Origin of the sequence: Luteimonas sp. BLCC-B24 (assembly GCF_028550595.1) — a bacterium.
GTDB lineage: Bacteria > Pseudomonadota > Gammaproteobacteria > Xanthomonadales > Xanthomonadaceae > Luteimonas.
Genome location: NZ_JAQQGN010000010.1, coordinates 40995 through 60385, shown reverse-complemented (window position 1 = coordinate 60385; position 19391 = coordinate 40995). Strand labels below are relative to the sequence as shown.

16 protein-coding genes, 1 pseudogene and 1 riboswitch are annotated in these 19391 nt (G+C 71.1%); of the genes and pseudogenes, 2 read left to right on the top strand and 15 right to left on the bottom strand.

All coding sequences use genetic code 11. The features are described 5' to 3' along the window. Positions 1 to 170 precede the first annotated feature (170 nt). The 11 genes and pseudogenes from leuB to PQS31_RS15870 form a co-directional block, all read right to left on the bottom strand. Positions 171 to 1295 carry a 3-isopropylmalate dehydrogenase gene (gene leuB, locus PQS31_RS15920; RefSeq protein ID WP_272763802.1) on the bottom strand — a complete coding sequence of 375 codons (1125 nt, stop codon included), beginning with the start codon at positions 1293 to 1295 and terminating at the stop codon, positions 171 to 173. Beyond that, positions 1285 to 1905 carry a 3-isopropylmalate dehydratase small subunit gene (gene leuD, locus PQS31_RS15915; RefSeq protein WP_272763800.1) on the bottom strand — a complete coding sequence of 207 codons (621 nt, stop codon included), beginning with the start codon at positions 1903 to 1905 and terminating at the stop codon, positions 1285 to 1287. The genes leuB and leuD overlap by 11 nt, the downstream gene beginning before the upstream one ends. Continuing rightward, positions 1905 to 3338 (bottom strand): 3-isopropylmalate dehydratase large subunit, encoded by a 1434-nt coding sequence (gene leuC, locus PQS31_RS15910; protein WP_272763798.1) that lies wholly within the window; start codon positions 3336 to 3338, stop codon positions 1905 to 1907. The genes leuD and leuC overlap by 1 nt, the downstream gene beginning before the upstream one ends. Before the next feature lie 135 nt (positions 3339 to 3473). Further along, positions 3474 to 5039 carry a 2-isopropylmalate synthase gene (locus PQS31_RS15905; RefSeq protein WP_272763796.1) on the bottom strand — a complete coding sequence of 522 codons (1566 nt, stop codon included), beginning with the start codon at positions 5037 to 5039 and terminating at the stop codon, positions 3474 to 3476. A gap of 128 nt (positions 5040 to 5167) precedes the next feature. Continuing rightward, positions 5168 to 6202 (bottom strand): annotated as a pseudogene (locus PQS31_RS15900) (threonine dehydratase); the annotation flags it as partial. A 3-nt stretch (positions 6203 to 6205) separates the two neighbouring features. Beyond that, positions 6206 to 7135, bottom strand: a complete 930-nt coding sequence (locus PQS31_RS15895; RefSeq protein ID WP_272763794.1) for an aminotransferase class IV — start codon at positions 7133 to 7135, stop codon at positions 6206 to 6208. Beyond that, a complete protein-coding gene (locus PQS31_RS15890; RefSeq protein ID WP_272763793.1) occupies positions 7126 to 7362 on the bottom strand; it encodes an ACT domain-containing protein in 237 nt (78 codons plus the stop codon). Before PQS31_RS15890 ends, PQS31_RS15895 begins: the two co-directional genes overlap by 10 nt. Next, complete coding sequence (gene ilvG / locus PQS31_RS15885) at positions 7346 to 9097, bottom strand: acetolactate synthase 2 catalytic subunit (RefSeq protein WP_272763791.1); 1752 nt, start codon at positions 9095 to 9097, stop codon at positions 7346 to 7348. The genes PQS31_RS15890 and ilvG overlap by 17 nt, the downstream gene beginning before the upstream one ends. After that, positions 9097 to 10101 (bottom strand): ketol-acid reductoisomerase, encoded by a 1005-nt coding sequence (ilvC, locus tag PQS31_RS15880; protein ID WP_272763789.1) that lies wholly within the window; start codon positions 10099 to 10101, stop codon positions 9097 to 9099. The genes ilvG and ilvC overlap by 1 nt, the downstream gene beginning before the upstream one ends. Before the next feature lie 111 nt (positions 10102 to 10212). Beyond that, a complete protein-coding gene (locus PQS31_RS15875; protein ID WP_272763787.1) occupies positions 10213 to 10356 on the bottom strand; it encodes a hypothetical protein in 144 nt (47 codons plus the stop codon). Between the two features lie 71 nt (positions 10357 to 10427). Further along, the gene (locus PQS31_RS15870; RefSeq protein ID WP_272763786.1) at positions 10428 to 11516 is read right to left on the bottom strand and encodes a DNA topoisomerase IB; all 1089 of its coding nucleotides are present in this window, start codon (positions 11514 to 11516) and stop codon (positions 10428 to 10430) included. 128 nt (positions 11517 to 11644) lie between these two features. Between PQS31_RS15870 and PQS31_RS15865 the strand changes: the two genes are divergently transcribed. Beyond that, positions 11645 to 12007 (top strand): BON domain-containing protein, encoded by a 363-nt coding sequence (locus tag PQS31_RS15865; RefSeq protein WP_272763785.1) that lies wholly within the window; start codon positions 11645 to 11647, stop codon positions 12005 to 12007. Between the two features lie 266 nt (positions 12008 to 12273). Here the strand turns inward: PQS31_RS15865 and thrC are convergent, their stop codons facing one another. From thrC to PQS31_RS15845, 4 genes are all read right to left on the bottom strand, one after another. Next, positions 12274 to 13563, bottom strand: coding sequence for a threonine synthase (gene thrC, locus PQS31_RS15860; RefSeq protein WP_272763784.1), 1290 nt, complete (start codon positions 13561 to 13563; stop codon positions 12274 to 12276). Beyond that, the gene (locus PQS31_RS15855; RefSeq protein WP_272763783.1) at positions 13560 to 14531 is read right to left on the bottom strand and encodes a homoserine kinase; all 972 of its coding nucleotides are present in this window, start codon (positions 14529 to 14531) and stop codon (positions 13560 to 13562) included. The genes thrC and PQS31_RS15855 overlap by 4 nt, the downstream gene beginning before the upstream one ends. Beyond that, positions 14528 to 17044: a bifunctional aspartate kinase/homoserine dehydrogenase I gene (gene thrA, locus PQS31_RS15850; RefSeq protein WP_272763782.1), complete on the bottom strand. Its 2517-nt coding sequence runs from the start codon at positions 17042 to 17044 to the stop codon at positions 14528 to 14530. The genes PQS31_RS15855 and thrA overlap by 4 nt, the downstream gene beginning before the upstream one ends. A gap of 90 nt (positions 17045 to 17134) precedes the next feature. Then, on the bottom strand, positions 17135 to 17305 hold the full coding sequence (locus tag PQS31_RS15845; RefSeq protein WP_272763781.1) for a hypothetical protein: 171 nt from the start codon (positions 17303 to 17305) through the stop codon (positions 17135 to 17137). 146 nt (positions 17306 to 17451) lie between these two features. Here PQS31_RS15845 and PQS31_RS15840 point away from each other — a divergent pair, with 146 nt between their 5' ends. Then, positions 17452 to 19245 carry a methyl-accepting chemotaxis protein gene (locus PQS31_RS15840; RefSeq protein WP_272763780.1) on the top strand — a complete coding sequence of 598 codons (1794 nt, stop codon included), beginning with the start codon at positions 17452 to 17454 and terminating at the stop codon, positions 19243 to 19245. 46 nt (positions 19246 to 19291) lie between these two features. Then, positions 19292 to 19386, top strand: a riboswitch (TPP riboswitch). Positions 19387 to 19391 lie beyond the last annotated feature (5 nt).

Genomic DNA, 19391 nt, shown 5'->3' with positions numbered 1-19391 from the left:
GAGACGGGGAGCGCCGCCGTCATCCGTCTCGGAATGTTCGACGACGGACGCAGGATGCGCGACGCAACGGCGTGTCGGAGATCGGGGCCGCCGACCTGCGGCACAGCGCATCCGCCCGGCGCAGATGTCGCGGCCACAGGAGACGGCCATCCCGTTTCGCGCGGCGGCGTTCAGTCGCGCAGCTCGGTGACCTGGCAGGTGACCTCGATACGCTCGAGCACGGCGGCGGTGACCGCGCGTGTCGAATGCGCATGGCCGCCCGCGGCGATGTCGGCGCTGAACACGCCGTCTTCCAGCGCAGAATCGACGGCCTGCTCGATGCAGGCCGCCTCCATCGACAGCCCGAGCGAGTAGCGCAACAGCAGCGCGGCACTGAGGATGGCGCCGTAGGGGTTGGCGATGCCCTGGCCGGCGATGTCGGGCGCGGAGCCGTGGATGGGCTCGAAGAGGCCTTTGACGCGGCCCGGCGAGGCCGATCCGTCGGTCTTCGCGCCGCCGTCGCCGAGCGAGGCCGACGGCAACAGGCCCAGCGACCCGGCCAGCATCGAGGCCTCGTCGGTGAGGATGTCGCCGAACATGTTCTCGGTCACGATCACGTCGAACGCGCGCGGCCTCGACAGCAGATGCATCGCCATCGAGTCGACCAGCTGGTGGTCCAGGGTGATGTCCGGGAATTCGTCGCGCGCCATACGCGTGGCGACATCGCGCCACAGCCGCGAGGTTTCCAGCACGTTGGCCTTGTCGACCGAGGTCACGTGGCCGCGGCGGCCGCGCGCCAGCAGGCAGGCGCGGCGCACGACACGCTCGATCTCGGCGACGCTGTAGGTGCACAGGTCGCTGGCGGCTTCGGCACTGCGCGTGCGCGCGCCGAAGTAGATGCCGCCGGTCAGTTCACGCACCACCAGCAGATCCACGCCGGCCAGCAGATGCGGCTTGATCGGCGAGGCGCCGATGGCGGCATTGTGCGGACGGGTCGGGCGCAGGTTGGCATACAGGCCCAGTGCCTTGCGGATCGCCAGCAGGCCCTGCTCGGGCCGCACGGTGGCATTCGGATCGGACCATTTCGGTCCGCCCACCGCGCCCAGCAGCACCGCATCGGCGTCGCGCGCCGCGGCCAGGGTGTCGTCGGGCAGTGGCGTGCCGGTCGCGTCGATCGCGGCGCCGCCGATCAGATGCGTGTGCAGCGCGAAGCGATGGCCGTAACGGCGCGCGACCGCCTGCAGCACCTCGACGGCGGCGGCGGTGACTTCCGGGCCGATGCCGTCGCCCGGCAGTACGACGATGTCAGCGTGCATGGTGGCGCTCCTCGTAACGTTGGATGTCGGCGCGGCGCGCCAGCAGGAAGCCCATTTCGTCGACGCCCTCGAGCAGGCAGGTCCGTGCGAACGCATCGAGCGGGAAGGCGTGGACGTCGCCGCCGGGCGTGCGCAGTTCGCGGGCCACGATGTCGATTTCCAGCACGTCGTCCGGGCGCGCCATCAGGGCCTGCACGTCGGCCTCGGGCAGCACGATCGGCAGCAGACCGTTCTTGAGCGCGTTGCCGCGAAAGATGTCGGCGATCTCGCTGCTGACGATCGCGCGCAGGCCGAGGTCGCGCAGCGCCCAGGGCGCATGCTCACGGGACGAGCCGCAGCCAAAGTTGCGCCCGGCGATGAGAATCGACCGGCCGGCGTTCTCGTCGCGATTGAACACGAAGTCCGGATTCAGCGTGCCGTCGTCGCGCCAGCGCCAGTCGTTGAACGCGTGGCGGCCGAGGCCCTTGCGCGACGTCGTCGACAGGAAGCGCGCGGGGATGATCTGGTCGGTGTCGATGTTGGTCTCGCGCAGCACGACGCTGCGCGAGCGCACCGGAAACTCCGGCGCGTCGCTGTTCGTGGAAGCCACAGTGGAGTTGGCGGCGGACATCAGGCGACCTCACGCTGGTCGGGGGTGGAGAACAACGCGCGCGGATCGCCGACGCAGCCGTGCACGGCCGCCCAGGCCGCGGTCAACGGCGAGGCCAGCAGGGTGCGCGCGCCGGGGCCCTGGCGGCCTTCGAAATTGCGGTTGCTCGTGCTCACGGCCAGCTGCCCGGGCGCGACCAGATCGCCGTTCATCGCGATGCACATCGAGCAGCCCGGTTCGCGCCATTCGGCGCCGGCGGCGCGCACCACGGCGTCGATGCCCTCGGCTTCCGCCGCGCGCTTGACGATCTCCGAGCCCGGCACCACCAGCATGCGCACACCCGGCGCCACATGCCGGCCGCGCAGCACCCGGGCCACGTCGCGCATGTCGCCGAGCCGGCCGTTGGTGCACGAGCCCACGAACACCACGTCGACCGGCGTGCCGGCGAGGGTCTCGCCCGCATGCAGCCGCATGTAGTCCAGTCCCTTCTGCGCGGCGACATCGGCGGGCGCCGGAATCGGCGCGTCCACGCCGATCGCGGTGCCCGGGTGCGTGCCCCAGGTGAGGGTGGGGCGGATGTCGGCGGCATCGATGACGACGTCCGCATCGAAGCGCGCGCCCGGGTCGCTGTGCAGCGACGACCAGCGCGCGACGGCGGCATCGAAGGCGGCACCCTTCGGGCCGCGCGGCGTACGCGCGATCCAGTCGAAGGTCATCTGGTCGGGCGCCACCATGCCGGCGCGCGCGCCGGCCTCGATCGACATGTTGCACAGGGTCATGCGCTGTTCCATGTCCATCGCGCGGATCGTCGAGCCGCGGTATTCGATGACGTGGCCGGTGCCGCCGTTGACGCCGATGACGCCGATGATGTGCAGGATCACGTCCTTGGCGCCGACGCCCGGTGCCAGCGCGCCGTCGACGGTGATCGACATCGTTTTGGCCTTGCGCTGCAGCAGGCACTGCGTGGCCAGCACGTTGCCGACCTCGCTCGTGCCGATGCCGAAGGCCAGCGCGCCGAAGGCGCCGTGTGTCGAGGTGTGGCTGTCACCGCAGACGATGGTCATGCCGGGCAGGGTGAACCCCTGCTCGGGCGCGATCACATGCACGATGCCGCGGCTGTCGGAATCCATGTCGAAGAGTTCGATGCCGAACTCGGCGCAGTTGGCGGCCAGCGTGTCCACCTGCGCGCGCGCGGCCTCGGTGAAGTAGGGCAGGCGGCCGTCCGCGTCGGCCGGAAGGGTGGGCGTGGAGTGATCCATGGTGCCCTTGGTGCGGTCCGGGCGACGCGGCGCCAGGCCCCGGGCGCGCAGCTCGGTGAAGGCCTGCGGCGAGGTGACCTCGTGGATCAGGTGCAGGTCGATGTACAGCACCGCGGGCGCGGCGTCGCTTTCGGGGACGACCACGTGGGCGTCCCACAGCTTGTCGAACAGGGTTTTCGGTGCAGGGGTGGTCATCGGGATGGGTGTCGTGTGGAGGCGTGCGCGGGTGCGCGACGGGGAGTGGTCCGTGGAGCGCACGCACGCGCGCTCCTGGTGCGGGGTGCGGTCCGGTGCGGCTGTGCCCGTGCCGCCGCACATCGACGCTGTCGATCAGGCATGCGCCGCCGTCCGCTGCGCGCCCGGCGAAGTTTCGGCGCGCCGGCGCAGGAGGCGGTTGGCGACGTCCAGCCAGGCCAGCGCACTCGCTTCGATGATGTCGCGGCTGGTGCCAGTGCCTTTGAATGCGACACTCGTGCCGGCGGCGTCTTCGTGGCGGACGCTCAGATTGGCTTCGCCGCGCGCGTCGCGCCCGATGCCGACGCTGTGCACCTGGTAACTCTCCAGCGACAGGTCGACGCCGGTGGCGGCGGCCAGTGCGGCGAACAGCGCATCCACCGGCCCGTCGCCCAGCGCACTCTCGGTGATCGTGCGACCGTCGGGATCGGACAGTTCGATCTGCGCGCTGGCACGCTGGCCGCGATCGCTGACGGTCATCGAGGCCAGGCGGAAGCCCTGGCTCGGCACGCCCCCGTTCATCAGCCGCTCCAGGTCGTCGTCGTCGACCACGCGCTGCTGCTCGCACAGCGCCTTGAAGGCCTCGAACACCTGGTCCATCTGGCCGTCCTCGAGCGTATAGCCCAAAGCCCGCAGGCGATGGCCCACCGCGGCGCGGCCGCTGTGGCGGCCCAGCACCATCTTCGAATCGGGCCAGCCGACATCGGCCGGATTCATGATCTCGTAGGTGCCGCGGTGGCGCAGCATGCCGTGCTGGTGGATGCCCGATTCGTGTGCGAACGCGTTGTCGCCGACGATCGCCTTGTTGCGCTGCACCGGCATGCCGATCAGGCGGGTCAGCAGCTGCGAGGTCGGGACCAGTCGACGCGTGTCGATCCGTGTGTCCAGCGCGTAGTAGGCGTTGCGTACCTTCAGCGCCATCGCCAGTTCCTCGACCGCGCAGTTGCCGGCGCGCTCGCCGATGCCGTTGACGGTGCATTCCACCTGGCGCGCGCCGCCTTCGATCGCGGCCAGCGAATTGGCCACCGCCAGGCCCAGATCGTTGTGGCAGTGCGCGCTGAACACGACGTCGCGTGCACCGGGAATGTCGGCGATCAGGCGCTGGAACAGGCCGCGGATCTCGTCGGGCGTGGTGTAGCCCAGGGTGTCCGGCACGTTGATGGTGGTCGCGCCATTGGCGATCGCGATCGCGATCGATTCGGCCAGGAAGTCCTCTTCGGTGCGGGTGCCGTCCTCGGCCGAGAACTCGACGTCGTCGATCAGGCGCCGCGCATGTGCGACGTTGCGGGCGATCGATTCCAGCACCTCGTCCTTGCCCATGCGCAGCTTGTGCTCACGGTGCAGCGGACTGGTCGACAGGAAGACGTGAAGCCGCGGCCTGGCCGCGCCTTCGAGCGCCCGCGCCGAGGCTTCGATGTCGGCCGGCAGGCAACGCGACAGCACGGCCAGCGTCGGCCGCCGGACCTCGCGTGCAATCAGCCGTGTGGCGTCGCGATCGGATTCCGAACTCGCCGGAAAGCCGGTTTCGATGATGTCGACGCCCAGGGCGTCGAGTGCGCGCGCCATCACCACCTTCTGCTGCGGCGACATGCTGCAGCCGGGTGACTGCTCGCCGTCGCGCAGCGTGGTGTCGAAGATGCGGATGATGTCGGGTGAAGTCATGCGGGAACGTCCTCGGGAATGCGGTGCTGCGTGCGCTCGGTCGTGCGGGAAGGCGGCGTCGCGGGACGAAGTCGGGGTTCGCTGCCGGTGGCCGTGGATGCCGTCCGCGGCGCGAGATCGTTGCGCCGGCGCGGTACGGCGACCGGCACGGCTGCCGTGGTGCCGCGTGCGGCCCCGGTGTCGCGCACGCGCCGGCGCGGCTTGCGCGGCGCACGGGGCCGCACGTCGGACAGCAGAGCCGCCAGCACGCGCGCGTCCACGTTGCCGCCCGACACCACCGCCACCTTGCGCTTGCCGGCGACACGTCGCCCGGCCGCGAGCGCCAGTGCACCGGCGCCTTCGGCGATCACGTGCTCTTCCAGCGCCAACCGCACCAGCGTCTCGCGCAGTTCGGCTTCGCGCACGATGACGATGTCGTCGAGCAGGTCCGCTAGCAGACCGCGGGTGATGTGGCCGGCGGCCTTGACCCGCACGCCGTCGGCCAGCGTCGCCACCGGGGCGAATGGCGCGTCGTCACCGCGCAGGACGCGCGCCATCGCGTCCACGCCTTCGACCTGGGCACCGACGATGCGCACGCCCTGTGATTTCAACGCCAGCGCGACGCCCGATGCCAGGCCGCCACCGCCGATCGGCACGATGACGACATCGGGGGTCAGATGGGCGGCGATCTCCAGCCCCACTGTGCCCTGGCCGGCGATCACGTCGACATCGTCGAACGCCGACAGCAGGCGGAAGTCGTTCTGCGCCGCCAGCTCCGCGGCGAAGGCCTTGGCCTCGTCGTAGGTCTCACCGTGCAGGCGCACGGTCGCACCCCAGTGGGCGACGCCGGCGATCTTGGTGTCGGGCGCGGTCTTCGGCATCACGGTGATCGCCGGCACGCCGAGCCGGTACGCCGCCCAGGCCAGGCCCTGGGCATGGTTGCCGGCCGAGGCGGTGATGACCGTGCGCTCGTCGCCGCGCTCACGCGCGGCCACCAGCGCGTTCAGCGCGCCGCGCACCTTGTAGGAGCCGGTGCGCTGCAGGTTCTCCAGCTTCAGCCAGCAGCCGAAGCGCTCGGCGTAGTGCATCGGCGTGACGTCGAGATAGCGGCGCAGCCGCGCCTGCGCCGCCAGCACGTCGCTGGCGGTGACGGAGGGCGCGCGGCGTACGTCGGCATCGATCATGGGTCAGACCACCGTCAGCCAGCCGCGGCCGGTCTCGGCCTCGCCGCGTACCACGCGCGCATACAGTGCGGCCAGTTCACGGGTGACCGGGTTGTCGCCGTAGCGGCGGTCCTCGATCGCCTGCACCGGCGCGACCTCGGCCGCGGTGCCGCAGGCGAAGACCTCGTCGGCATCGCGCAGTTCGTCGACCGTGACCGCGCGTGCCTCGGCGCCGCTCAGCGCGATCAGGGTGTCGCGGGTGATACCCGGCAGTGCATCGCGATGCACGACCGCGGTGATCCGGCCCCCGGTGACCATGAACACATTGGCGCCGGTGCACTCGACCACGTATCCGGCCGCATCGGTGAACAAGGCTTCGTCGAACCCGCGGGCCTTGCTCTCGCGCTTGGCCAGGATCGAATTGATGTACGCGCCGCACAGTTTCAGCGGCGGCAGTGAATCGGCCGGATTGCGCCGCCACGTGCTGATGCCCAGGCGCGCGCGCGCGCCGGCCAGGTGCACGCGGGTGGCGGTGGTGGCGACCATCAGGTGTTCGCTGTGGCCTTCGACATCGAGGCCGAAGCCGCCCTCGCCGAACCAGGCCAGCGGACGGATGTAGGCGTCGCGGTGCCGGTTCGCGCGCAGCGTCTCCAGCACGGCGTCGGTCGCCCGGGCGGGATCGAATGCCATGCCCAGCAGCGCGGCGCCTTCGCGCATGCGCGCCATGTGCTCGGGCAGGCGGAACACCGCCGCGCCCTCGGCGGTCGCGTAGCTGCGAATCCCTTCGAACACACCGCTGCCGTAGTGCATCGCGTGCGTGGTCAGGCCGGCCTGCAGCGCCTCCACGTCGTGCAGCGCGCCGTCGAACCAGGCCAGGGTGCGCGCCGGCGCAGCCGCCTCCGCAACCGCCGGCGCAGGCGTGGGCGCGGCCTCGGCGATGACGTTCAACGACACGGTGAGACCTCCACCGACAGGCAGTCGTAGAGCTTGGCCAGCTGGCCCTGCAGGGCGGCCGGCGCACGATCGCTTTCGACGGTCATGCGCAACTGCCAGCGGTCGCCGTCGTCGGGCGCGTCGCCTTCGAACGACAGCGGCCGGAAGCCGCGGCGTTCGGTCGTGCCCAGCACGCGCACCAGCGCACCTTCGGCACGGCGCAGGGTCAACTCACACCGGTAACGCATGGCTCGATTCCTTGAAGGTGGCCGCGGGCGGAGCTGCGCCGGTGTCGAGCGAGGCGACCTCGTCGGCATCGAGCATCTGCGCGTTGTTGTGGTTCGGCGGCACCAGCGGCCAGACATTGGCGGCGGTGTCGATGGCGACGTGCAGCAGCGCCGGGCCGTCGACGGCCAGCAGCGCCGTCAGCGCGGCTTCGACATCGGCGGCCTTGTCGACCGACAGTGCCTGGATGCCGAACGCGCGTGCGACGTGCGCGAAGTCCGGGTTATCGGACAGGTCGATCTCGGAATAGCGGCGCTCGAAGAACAGTTCCTGCCACTGCCGCACCATGCCCAGCGCCTGGTTGTCGAGCAGGATGATCTTCACCGGCAGGCCGTAGCGGCGCAGCGTCGCCAGCTCCTGCACGTTCATCAGAAACGAACCGTCGCCGCTGACGCAGACCACGCGGCGCGACGGGTCCTCCATCTGCGCGCCGATCGCGGCCGGCAGGCCGAAGCCCATCGCGCCCAGCGCGCCGCTGGTCAGGTGCTTGCGCGGATGATCGAAGCGCCAGTGCTGCGCGACCCACATCTGGTGCTGGCCGACATCGCAGGCGACGGTCGCATCGGACGCCAGCTCGCTCATGCGCTTGAGCAGCGCCGGCGCGAAGACCGCGTCCCCGGGTGCGTCGTAGCGCGCGGCGAAGGTCTCGCGGCGCTGCGCGCACAGCGCCCGCCATGCGGCACGGGCGGCGGCATGCCGGCCCTGCATCTGCGCTGCGCACGGTGCGGCCAGTCGCGACAGACTCGTCGCGACATCGCCGCACACCGCGACATCGGTCTCGCGCAACTTGCCGATCTCGCAGCCGTCGCCGTCCAGATGCACGACGCGCGCCAGCGGTGCGAACTCGGCCAGTTTGCCGGTGGCGCGATCGTCGAAGCGCGCACCCACGACGATCAACAGATCGGATTCCTGCACCGCCAGGTTCGCCGCGCGGCTGCCGTGCATGCCCAGCATGCCCATGTTCGCCGGGTGCGCCGGCGGCAGCGCGCCCAGGCCGCGCAACGTCAGCACGGTCGGGATGCCGGTCAGGTCGGCGAATTCGCGGAACGCCTCCAGCGCATCGCCGAGCACGATGCCGCCGCCGCCGTAGACCACCGGACGCTCGGCCTGCGAGATCAGCGCGGCGGCCTCGTGCAGCGCGTGGTCCGCGCAGGCCGGCACGGACTCGGCCGCAGAAGGCACGTGCGCGCCGAGATGCCCGGCGTCGCCGATCTGCACGTCCTTGGGCAGATCGATCAGCACCGGCCCGGGTCGGCCCGAACGCGCGATGCGGAAGGCCTCGCGGACGACGTCGGGCAGTTCGTCGACGCTGCGCAGCAGAAAGCTGTGCTTGACGATCGGCAGGGTCATGCCGAACACGTCCAGTTCCTGGAACGCGTCGGTGCCCATCAGCGGCGTCGCCACCTGGCCGGTGATGACCACCATCGGCACCGAATCCAGCATCGCGTCGGCGATGCCGGTCACCAGGTTCGAGGCGCCGGGGCCGGATGTCGCCACGCAGACACCGACGCGGCCGCTGGCGCGTGCGAACCCGTTCGCGGCGAAGGCCGCGCCCTGTTCGTGGCGGACCAGTACGTGCTTCAGTGACGCGCCGTGCAGCGCATCGTAGAAGGGCATGATCGCGCCGCCCGGATAGCCGAAGAGCGTGTCCACGCCTTCGGCTTCCAGGGCCTGCACCAGCCAGCGGGCGCCGTTCATCAGGCGGCCTCTTTCCGCGGATCGGGCGTGGCGGCCTTCGCATCGGCGCCGGCATCGAGCCAGACCATCTTGGCGCGCAGCTCGCGGCCGACCTGCTCGATCGGATGCTCGAGATCGGCCTGCTTGTACTTCGTGTAGTTCGGCAGGCCGGCTTCGTATTCGGCCACCCAGTTCTTGGTGAAGGTGCCGTTCTGGATGTCGGTCAGCACGTCCTTCATGCGCGCCTTGACGCCGGCGTCGATGACCCGCGGGCCGCTGACGTAATCGCCGTACTGCGCGGTCTCGGACACGAATTCCAGCATCCGGGTGATACCGCCCTCGTAGAACAGATCGACGATCAGCTTGAGCTCGTGCAGCACCTCGTAATACGCGATCTCGGGCTGGTAGCCGGCTTCGACCAGGGTTTCGAACCCGGCCTGCACCAGCGAGGACGCGCCGCCGCACAGCACGGCCTGCTCACCGAACAGGTCGGTCTCGGTTTCTTCCTTGAACGTGGTCCTGATGATGTTCGCGCGCGCGCCGCCGAGGCCTGCGGCATAAGTCAGCGCCAGCTGCTCGGCAGTGCCGCTCGGGTCCTGGTGCACGGCGTAGATGCACGGCACGCCGCGGCCGATCTCATATTCGCGCCGCACCAGGGCGCCCGGCCCCTTGGGCGCGACCAGCACCACGTCCAGATCCGCACGCGGCGCGATCATGTCGAAATGCACGTTGAGCCCGTGCGCGAACAGCAGGCACGCGCCTCGTTTCATGTGCGGGGCCAGCACATCGGCGTACAGCTGTTTCTGCACCATGTCGGGCGTCAGCACCGCGACCAGGTCGGCATCGGCGACGGCCTCGGCAGGCGTCTTCGCGCTGAAGCCGTCGGCCTTGGCCGTCTGCTCGGTCGGGCCGCCGGGGCGCAGGCCGATGGTGACGTCGAACCCGGAATCACGCAGGTTCAGCGCGTGCGCGCGGCCCTGGCTGCCGTAGCCGACGATGGCGATGGTGGGTTTGGACTGTGACATGGACGACATCCGCTGGTTGAGGTGCGATGGGAGGGCGGTGTTCGGGCGAAAAAAAACCCCGGGCCTGTCGGCACGGGGTTCGGTGTTTCGACCTTGGGTGTCTGCTATCTGCTACGCAAACCCCATCCCCGCGCCTGTCTGGACGGTAATAAGGAGTACGAGAAGGAGAATGCTGGCGGTGAGCAGGCGCGGCGGCAGACCGGCGCCGGGGTCGGCGGCCTGGACGGTCTGCGTGCGGGTGTTGCGCTGCGTCATGGGTCGAGAAAACCATGGCGCTATGCAGGGTGTCAACAGTTACTTCGCCAACTAAATCGGCGCGGGCACGCTCATTTGCGACGTGCGAGGCGATGTCGGCGGCGCAGCAGTTTCAGGCAGGCGGCCTCCCACTGCCGTGCGCCGCGCGCATTGCCGGCGGCGCGCTGCAGGCTGCCGTCGCGCCAGGCCGCGTACAACACCGGATCGATGTAGGCCTTGCGCGCGACCGCGACCGTGTTGCCGAGCGCATCCGCCACGTCGGCAATCACGATCTTCTCCTGGGTGGCGAGTGCACGCTCGCTGGGTGCGCCGCCCTGCCGGCCTTCCGGCAGCGGCATCGCGGCGAAGCGTCTGAACGCCATCAGCGTGCCGCCCCAGGTGCGGAAATCCTTGGCGGTGAACGGGCCGCCCATGGCGCTGCGCAGATAGTCGTTGACCATGCCCGAGTCGATGCCGTGGCGCGTGCCGTCGTCGTCGAGATACTGGAACAGCGCCTGGCCGGGTAGCTGCTGCACTTTCCGTACGAGTCGCGTCAGCTTGGCATCGTCGAGGGTGATTTCCTGCTCCTGTCCACTCTTGCCGCGGAATTTCAGGCGCGCACGGCCCGCGCGCACGAACTCGAAATGCCGGTTGCGCAATGTCGTCAGCCCGTACGACCCGTTGCTGCGCGTGTAGCTGTCGTTGCCGACGCGCACGAAGGTTTGCGCCATCAGCGAGACGACGATGGCCAACACTCTGTCGCGCGGCAGGCCCGGAAGCGCGAGGTCGCGCCGCAGCGCGCGGCGCAGCTTCGGCAGTGCGGTGCCGAAGGCGACGATCCGGTCGAACTTCCCGTCGCCGCGCACCTCGCTCCAGTCGGGGTGGTAGCGATACTGCTTGCGCCCTCGTGCGTCGCGCCCGGTCGCCTGCAGGTGGCCGTTCTCGAGCGCACAGATCCACACGTCGGTATAGGCCGGTGGCACCGCGAGCCGGCGCGCCCGCTCGAGCGTGGTCGCGTCGCGCACGGCGTTGCCGTCCGGGTCGCGATAGGCGAAGCCCTTGCCGGCGCGGATACGGCGCAGTCCCGGTTCGGTGTCACTGACCCAGCGCAGGCCGGCGAGCCGGGCGATTCGGATGGGATCGTCGACCGGACATGCGGCGGTAGTGAGGGTCTTGGGCATGGCAGGCAGATACCAACGCGTCGATCAGCGGTTCGTGAACGCGGACGCGGCGGGCGGCGCGGCTTCACTTCCCTGGCACGGCGGCGTGCGGACACTCGCCGACACCCGAACGACTGGAGTCCAGAACGATGAATGCGTCCAAGCTCAGCAAGACCCTGATGACGTCCGCGCTCGCCGGTGCGCTGGTGTTCGCCGGTGCGGCAGCCGCGCAGGAAACCGCCGACCGCTCCGAGCGCACGACGGCGGCGAACACCGAGTCCAACCAGCCGATGTCCGACACCTGGATCACGACCAAGGTCAAGGCCGGTCTGCTGGCGGAGAGCGATGTCGCGGGGCTCGACATCAGCGTCGAAACCGCGAACGGCACCGTGAGCCTGTCGGGCGATGTCGACAGCCAGGCGCAGATCGACCGCGCCACGGCAGTGGCACGCGAGATCGAAGGCGTGCGCGCCGTCGATGCGAAGCAGCTCAGGGTCAATCCCAACCGTTGATCGCGTGTCGTGACGCCTCCCGTCCCTCGTGGGCGGGAGGCGTTTTCATGTGCGGGTTGCGGCGCGGTGAGGTCACCGGATCACCGGGCCGCCATACGACAGCCATGGCGGCTGTTTGAAGCTGCCGGCAGGTCATGCGGTTCGCGCTGATGCGATGCCGTCGTTGTCAAACCGTCGGGGCGTCAGTCCGTCAAGGCGCGTCCGCGGCGTCCGGTCGAGCAGGCATTGCAACTCCCATCCCGGTCGCTGCCACGTGCATCGCGTCCTTATCCCGCGCGCAGGGCGTTCCGCCACGCATCGAAGTCCGCATCCAGCGGGATCGCGCTCGCCGGTCGCGCGAGACACGCCGCCAAGGCGTCGGGCACCTCGACCGCATGCCCGACCAGGGATTCGACCACCGTGTCGAACTTCGCCGGGTGCGCGGTCGCCACCACGGACCAGTCCCGCGTGTCGCCGGATGCCCGCAGGGTCTCCAGCACATGCAGCGCGGTCGCGGTGTGCGGACAGGCGACGATGCCGTGGCGCGCGGGCGCAGCAGCGATGGTGGCGCGGATCGTCGCGTCGTCGACGGTCGTTGCCTGCAGCGTCGCGCGCAGCGTGGCGTCGTCGGCGAACCAGTGGCGCAGGCGTTCGATGTTGCTCGGTGCGCCGACATCCATCGCGTTCGCCAGCGTGGCGCGCGTGACCTGCGGTGCGTAGTCCGCGCCGGCGAGAAAGCGCGGCAGGGTGTCGTTGGCGTTGCAGGCCAGATGGAGGCCGCCGATCGGCGCGCCCATGCGCTGGGCGAGCAGCGCGGCGCAGGCGTTGCCGAGGTTGCCGGTGGGTATGACGACGTGCAGCGCCCGGCCATGCGCGGCCCGGTGATGCGCGGCGGCGTGCGCGTAGTACGCCGCCTGCGGCAGCAGCCGCCCGAGGCTGATGCTGTTCGCCGAACCCAGCGGGCGCTCGGCGCGCAGTGCGGTGTCGCCCAGGGCCTGCTTGGCCAGGCGCTGGCAGTCGTCGAAACTGCCGTTCACGCGGTACGCCTGCACGTTGTCGCCCCAGCATTCGACGCCGTGCGCCTGGCGCGGCGAGACCTTGCCGTCGGGGTACAGGATCGCGACGCGGAAGCCCGGCCGGCGATGGAACGCCGCGGCGACGGCGGCGCCGGTGTCGCCGGAGGTGGCGACGACGATCGTCGTCGCCGGCGCGTCGGGCGCACGCAATTCACCCAGCGCAGCGGCCAGGAAGCGTGCGGCGTAATCCTTGAACGCAGCCGTCGGCCCGTGGAACAGCTCGAGCACGTGATCGCCCGGCCCGCGCAGGGGCCTCAGCGGCGCATCGAAGGCGAAGGCCTCGCGGCACAGCGCCGCGAGCCGGGGCCGCAGCCGCGAGCCGGCGAAGTAGGGCGCGAGGACCGCGTCCGCGGTGTCGGCCAGTGTGGCCCGCGGAACATCGAGATCGACCTGCGGAATGGTCTCCGGCACGTACAGGCCGCCATCCGGGGCGAGGCCGGCCACGAGCGCGACATCGAACGGGGTCGGCGGTACACCGCCGCGCGTGCTGACGAAGTTCATGCGCTCGCCTCTGCCGACCGCATCGACCGTGCCGGCGCGTCGACGAGCGCCGCGCGCGGCCCGGCGACCGGCGAGACATAGGCCCGCGCCCCGAAGCCCGCTTCGACGAAGCCGGCGCGCATGTCGCCGGCTGCCGCGCGCGCTGCGGCCTCGGACGCGAACCAGGCGAAGACGCTGGGGCCGCCGCCGGAAATGCTCGCGCCGATCGCGTCGTGGTCGAAGGCGGCCTGCTGCACCGCGCGGAAGCCCGGAATCAGCGCGGCGCGGCGCGGCTCGACCAGCACGTCGCGCAGGCCCACGCGCAGCAGCGCGGCGTCGCCGCGCTGCAGGCCGGTCAGGAACAGCCCCAGATGCGTGCTGTGCGCGACCACCGTGTGCAGGTCGAAGGGTTCGGCGAGCACCGCGCGCGAGCGTCGTGTCTCGAGGATCTGGTCGGGGTGCACGACGACCGCATGCAGCCACTCAGGCGTATCCAGCCGGATCGCGCGATCGGCGGTCGCCATGACGACGCCACCGAGCAGCATCGGTGCGACGTTGTCACCGTGACGGCTGCCGCTGGCCACGGCTTCGCCGTCAAGTGCGAACGGATACAGCGCCTCGCGCGCCAGCGGCGCATCGAGCAGCGCATTGGCCGCCACCAGGGCGGCGACGCAGGACGCGGCCGAGCCGCCGAGACCGGATCCGAGCGGGATGCCCTTGTGCAGTTCGATCTCGAAGCCGTGCGCCAGTCCCAGCGCGTCACGCAGCGCGATCAGCGCACGTCCGGCCGTGTTGTCCGCTGCCTCCAGGGGCAGCCGGTCGGCGCCGGTCACGTCGCCGTGGATCGCGGCGACGCGCACCGTCGGCGCGTCGATGCGGCGCACGGTCGCGATGTCGCGCGGGCCGTCGACGACGTGGCCGAGCAGGTCGAAGCCCACGCCGATGTTGCCGACGCTGGCCGGCGCGAACGCGGTCGCGCTCCCGCTCATGCCGACCTCCGCGGGCCCGCGCCGAGCGACCGGGCAATGCTCAGCACGTCGCCGAACACGCCGGCCGCGGTGACCTCGGGACCGGCGCCCGGGCCCTGGACGACCAGCGGATTCTCGGCGTAGCGGGTGGTGGTGAACTGCACCAGGTTGTCGGTCAGGCGGGTATGCATGCACGCATGATCGGCCGGAAGTGCCTGCACGCCAACCGTGGCGCGGCCGTCGCGGTCGAGGCTGGCGATGTGGCGCAGCCCGCAGCCCGCGGCGCGCGCAGCGTCGAGCCGCGCCTGCATCGGGGCGTCGAGTTCGCCGGCGCGGGCGAGGAAGGTGTCGACATCGACATCGCGCAGGGCGTCGGGCACCAGGCTTTCGATCGCGACATCGGCCAGCGACAGCGGGCGTCCCGCCTCGCGGGCGAGGATCACCAGCTTGCGCGCGACGTCCAGCCCCGACAGGTCGTCGCGCGGATCGGGCTCGGTGTAACCGAGCGCGCGCGCTTCGCGGACCAGTTCGGAGAATGGCCGGCTGCCATCGAAACTGTTGAACAGCCACGCCAGCGTGCCCGAGAGCATGCCGTCGATGGCGTGCAGCGTGTCGCCGGTGTCGATGAGCGTGCGCAGCGTCAGCACGACCGGCAGGCCGGCGCCGACGGTGGCTTCGTAAAGGAAGCGGCTGCTGCCCTGGCGCCGCGCCTCGGCGATCGCCGTGTAGCGCGCCCAGTCGCCGCTGCCGGCGTGCTTGTTCGGGGTGACCACATGGATGCCGGCGGCGAGCCAGTCGGCGTATTTCGCGGCCACCGCGTCGCTGGCGCTGCAGTCGACGATCATCGCGTGCGGCAGATGCCCGGCGCGGACATGCGCGGCGAACGCATCGAGATCGCAGGCCTGCGCATCGTCGTCGTGCAGGCGTGCGGCGGCGGACGCCGGATCCATCGCGGTGTCCTCGAGCGCCATGCGCCGGCTCGAGGCGACGGCGCGCAGCCGCAGGTCGACCCCGGAGCGCGACTTCAGGCCCGGCAGCACCTCGGCCAGCTGCGACAGCAGCGCCTTGCCGACATGGCCCGGACCGATCACGCCGACCGACACTGTTTGCGGCGACAGCCAGAACGCGGCATGCGCGGCGCGCAACGCGCGGGTGGCGTCGTCCTGTGCGATCGCGACGGAGATGTTGCGCTCGCTGGCGCCCTGCGCGATGGCGCGGATGTTGACGCGCGCCTGGGCCAGCCCGTCGAAGAGCCGCGCGGCCACGCCCTGGGTGCCGACCATGCCGTCGCCCACCGCGGCCAGCACGCAGAGATCAGGCGTGACGGTCACGCCCTGCGCCTGACCGTCGGCGATCGCCTCGGCGAAGGCGCCGGCGATGGCGGCGCGGCCCCGTTCGGCCTGCTCGGCGCGCACCACGCAGCAGATCGAATGTTCCGACGAGCCCTGCGAGATCATCGTCACCGACACGCCGGCGCCGTGCAGCGCCGCGAACAGGCGCTCGGCCATGCCGGGCACGCCAACCAGGCCGTTGCCGACGAGTTCGAGCACGGCGACATCGCGCACCAGGGTCAGGCCCTTGACCGGTGACGCCGCCGGCGCGCCGTCGGGCGCGATCAGCGTGCCGGGCGCGGCGGGGTTGCGGCTGTTGCGGATGCGCACCGGCACGCCGCGCGCCTGGACCGGTGCCAAGGTCTGCGGGTGCAGCACCTTGGCACCGAAGTAGGCGAGTTCGCAGGCTTCCGCATACGACATCGCGTCCAGGCACACGGCGTCGGGCACGAGCCGCGGATCCGCCGACAGCACGCCGTCGACATCGGTCCAGATGGTCAGCGCGTCGGCATCGAACAGATTGGCGAAGATCGCCGCGGAGTAGTCGCTGCCGTTGCGGCCCAGGGTGGTCGAACGGCCTTCGCCGTCGCGCGCGACGAAGCCGGTGATCACCAGGTCGCGCGCGCCGTGGGCCAGTCGCCACCGGGCGAGCTTCGAGCGGCTGGCGTCCCAGTCGACCACCGCGCCCATCTCCCCGGGCTGCACCACCAGGACATCGCGTGCGTCGAGGCGCAGCCAGCCTGCGCCGAGCGCCGCCTGCACCAGATGCGAGGACAGCAGTTCGCCGCTGCCGTGCACACGTGCGGCGAGCGCGACGGCGTCTCCGTCGCCCCCGGCCAGCGCCTGCAGGTCTTCGGCGAGCTGCACGAACTCGCCCTCCAGCGCCAGGTGCAGGGGGCCGCCGTCTCCGACCTCGAAGGCCTGCGCGGTGTCGAGATGACGCCGGCGTAATGCGTCCCAGCCGGGCTTCCAGTCACCGCCCGCGACCGCCGCGTCCGCGAGTGCCACCAGCGCGTTGGTCGTGCCGTGCATCGCCGACACCACGACCGGTCGCAGGCGGGCATCGGGTGGAATCAGATCCCGCAGGGCGCCGATGCAGCGGGCATCGGCCAGGCTGCTGCCGCCGAACTTGTGCACGTGGCAGGCGAGGACGGCAACGGCCGGTGTATCGACGGCCGGGGATTCGGACAGGACAGCGGACATCGGGGAGCTCCGTTGGGGCTCCGCGTCTTCGCTCGGGAGGGATCGCCGATCCGCATCCCGTGGCGGGGATGCGGAGCGGGCGAGGTCAGATCAACTGGCGGCGCGCGTCCACATCCCGGGGCCGGTGGTACCGGTGCCGGTGGTGGTCGTGGTGGTAATCGTGCGGGTAATCGTGGTGATGACGTCGCCCATCACCGACGTGCCCGGGACGGGCTGGCCGGGAGCGGCGCTGCGCGGCGAGTGCGTGGTGCGGTGCGTCATGGGCGCACAACAGCACGTCACTTCGGGCGGTGTCAACGGTTGGTGCTGTAACCGTCGGTCACCGCCCGGCGTACGCGCGCGGGCGCTTGCTCAAATCACCGGCATGATGGCCGCTAACGATTGCATTGAAGCGGGCGGGGGATGCGATGACACAGATCGAGACGAGCGCGGGTGTTCCGGACGGCGACGCGCTGCCCGATGCGCCGGTCGGCCTGCTGCGCCTGGACCGCGATGCGTGCATCGTCTCCGCGAATGCGGCCGCCCGGGATCTGCTGGGACTGGAAGCGCGACCGGCGCCGGGCTGGCCGGCCCCCTGGGGCGTGCGCCCGGAGGCGCTGCACGGCGCGGAAGGCGTGTGGGTCGCACCGGGCACCGATGCGGCGCGCCGTCTGCGCTATCGACGCGACGGCGAGGGCTGGCTGGTGTCGCTGCCGCACGCCGAGACCGCGGCGCTGCTGCAGCGTCATGCCGCCTCGATGTCGGCGCCGATGACGGCGGCGTCTTCCGGCGTGCCCGCGGCCGATCCGGCCCGGCGGCTGCTGGCGCGGGTCGGCGCCGGTCTGGCGGCTTGCGATCTGGATCTGGATCTGGCCGACGAGGCCGTGCTGGCGGCGGACTGCCACCTCATTGCCGGCTTCGGCAACCTCACCGAGGCCATTCGTCAGGCGGTGTCGCTGTCGGTGGAGATCGCGGGTGCGGTCCCCCAGGTGGTCGCGGACAACGACCGGCTGGTGCAGCAGTCGCAGGCCCAGGTCGACGCCCTGGGCGAGGTGCTGGCCGCCAGTCGCCGCCTGGCCGACGGCGTGCATGCCGCTGCGGCCGAGCTGGCGGCGGTTCGCGAGGAAGCCACCCGCGCCGACGCCAGCGTGCGTGCCGGCCACGTGGCGGCGGCGGAGCTCGGCGAGGCGATCCGCGAGGTGGAACGGCGGGTCACGCGCGCCACCGAGGTCATCGAAGTGATCGACGCCGTCTCGATGCAGACCAACCTGCTGTCGGTGAACGCCGGCATCCAGGCCGCGCACGCCGGTCCGGCGGGGCGCGGTTTCGCCGTCGTGGCGACCGAGATCCGGCTGCTCGCCGAGCGCGCGGCCAAGGCCTCGCGCGAGGTCCGCGACATCGTCGAAAGCACGGTGGCCGCGCTTGCCGACGGCACCGCGTCCGCCCAGCAGACCGGACACGTGCTGGCGGACGTCGGCGAACTGCTGGCGCGGGCGGGCGGCGCCATGGCGTCGGTCGCCACACGTATCGGCGCCCAGGATGCGGAAATCGCGGCGATCGATGCCGCGGTCGAACATGCGACGGGCCTCGGCCGCAACAACCTGGAGCGCGCCGCCTGCGTGGCCAGCCGCAGCGAAGCGCTGGGACGCAGCGTCGCCGAGCTGCAGGATTGCGTGGGCCTGTTCAAGCTGCCGCCCGATCCCATGCGCGTGGCCCGGCATGCCCGCGTGCGCGAGCTCGCATCGGCGACCGCGTCGGAGATCGGCCGCGCGCTCGAGTCCGCGATCGCACGCGGCGAAATCGGCGCCGATGCATTGTTCGAGCGCCAGTACACGCCGATCCCCGACATCGAGCCGCCCCGGTTCCACACGGCCTTCGACGGCCTGTGCGACCGGGTGTTGCCGCCCCTGCAGGAGCCGGTGCTCGAGGCGCATCCGTGGATCGCGTTCGCGATCTGCGCCAACCCGGACGGCTACGTGCCCACCCACAACCTGCGGTTCTCCAAGCCGCTGACCGGCCGGCGCGACATCGACCTCGTCGGTAACCGCACCAAGCGCATCTTCGGCGATCGCGTCGGCCGCAGCGTCGGCGCGCACACCGATCCCTTCCGGCTGCAGGTCTACCGCCGCGACACCGGCGAGATCATGTTCGACCTCTCGGTGCCGGTGTTCGTCAACGGCCGGCACTGGGGCGGCTTCCGCCTCGGCTACGCCCTGGACTGAGCCCCGTTCCTGCGCTGGTGCCGTCGGCGCTTTCGCGGTCTAATGCGCGCTGAAGCGGGGGTACCGGCGTGGCCGGTTGAGACAGTCCCTTCGAACCTGATCCGGTTGATACCGGCGTAGGGAAGCTTCGCAGCCCGACATGCGTC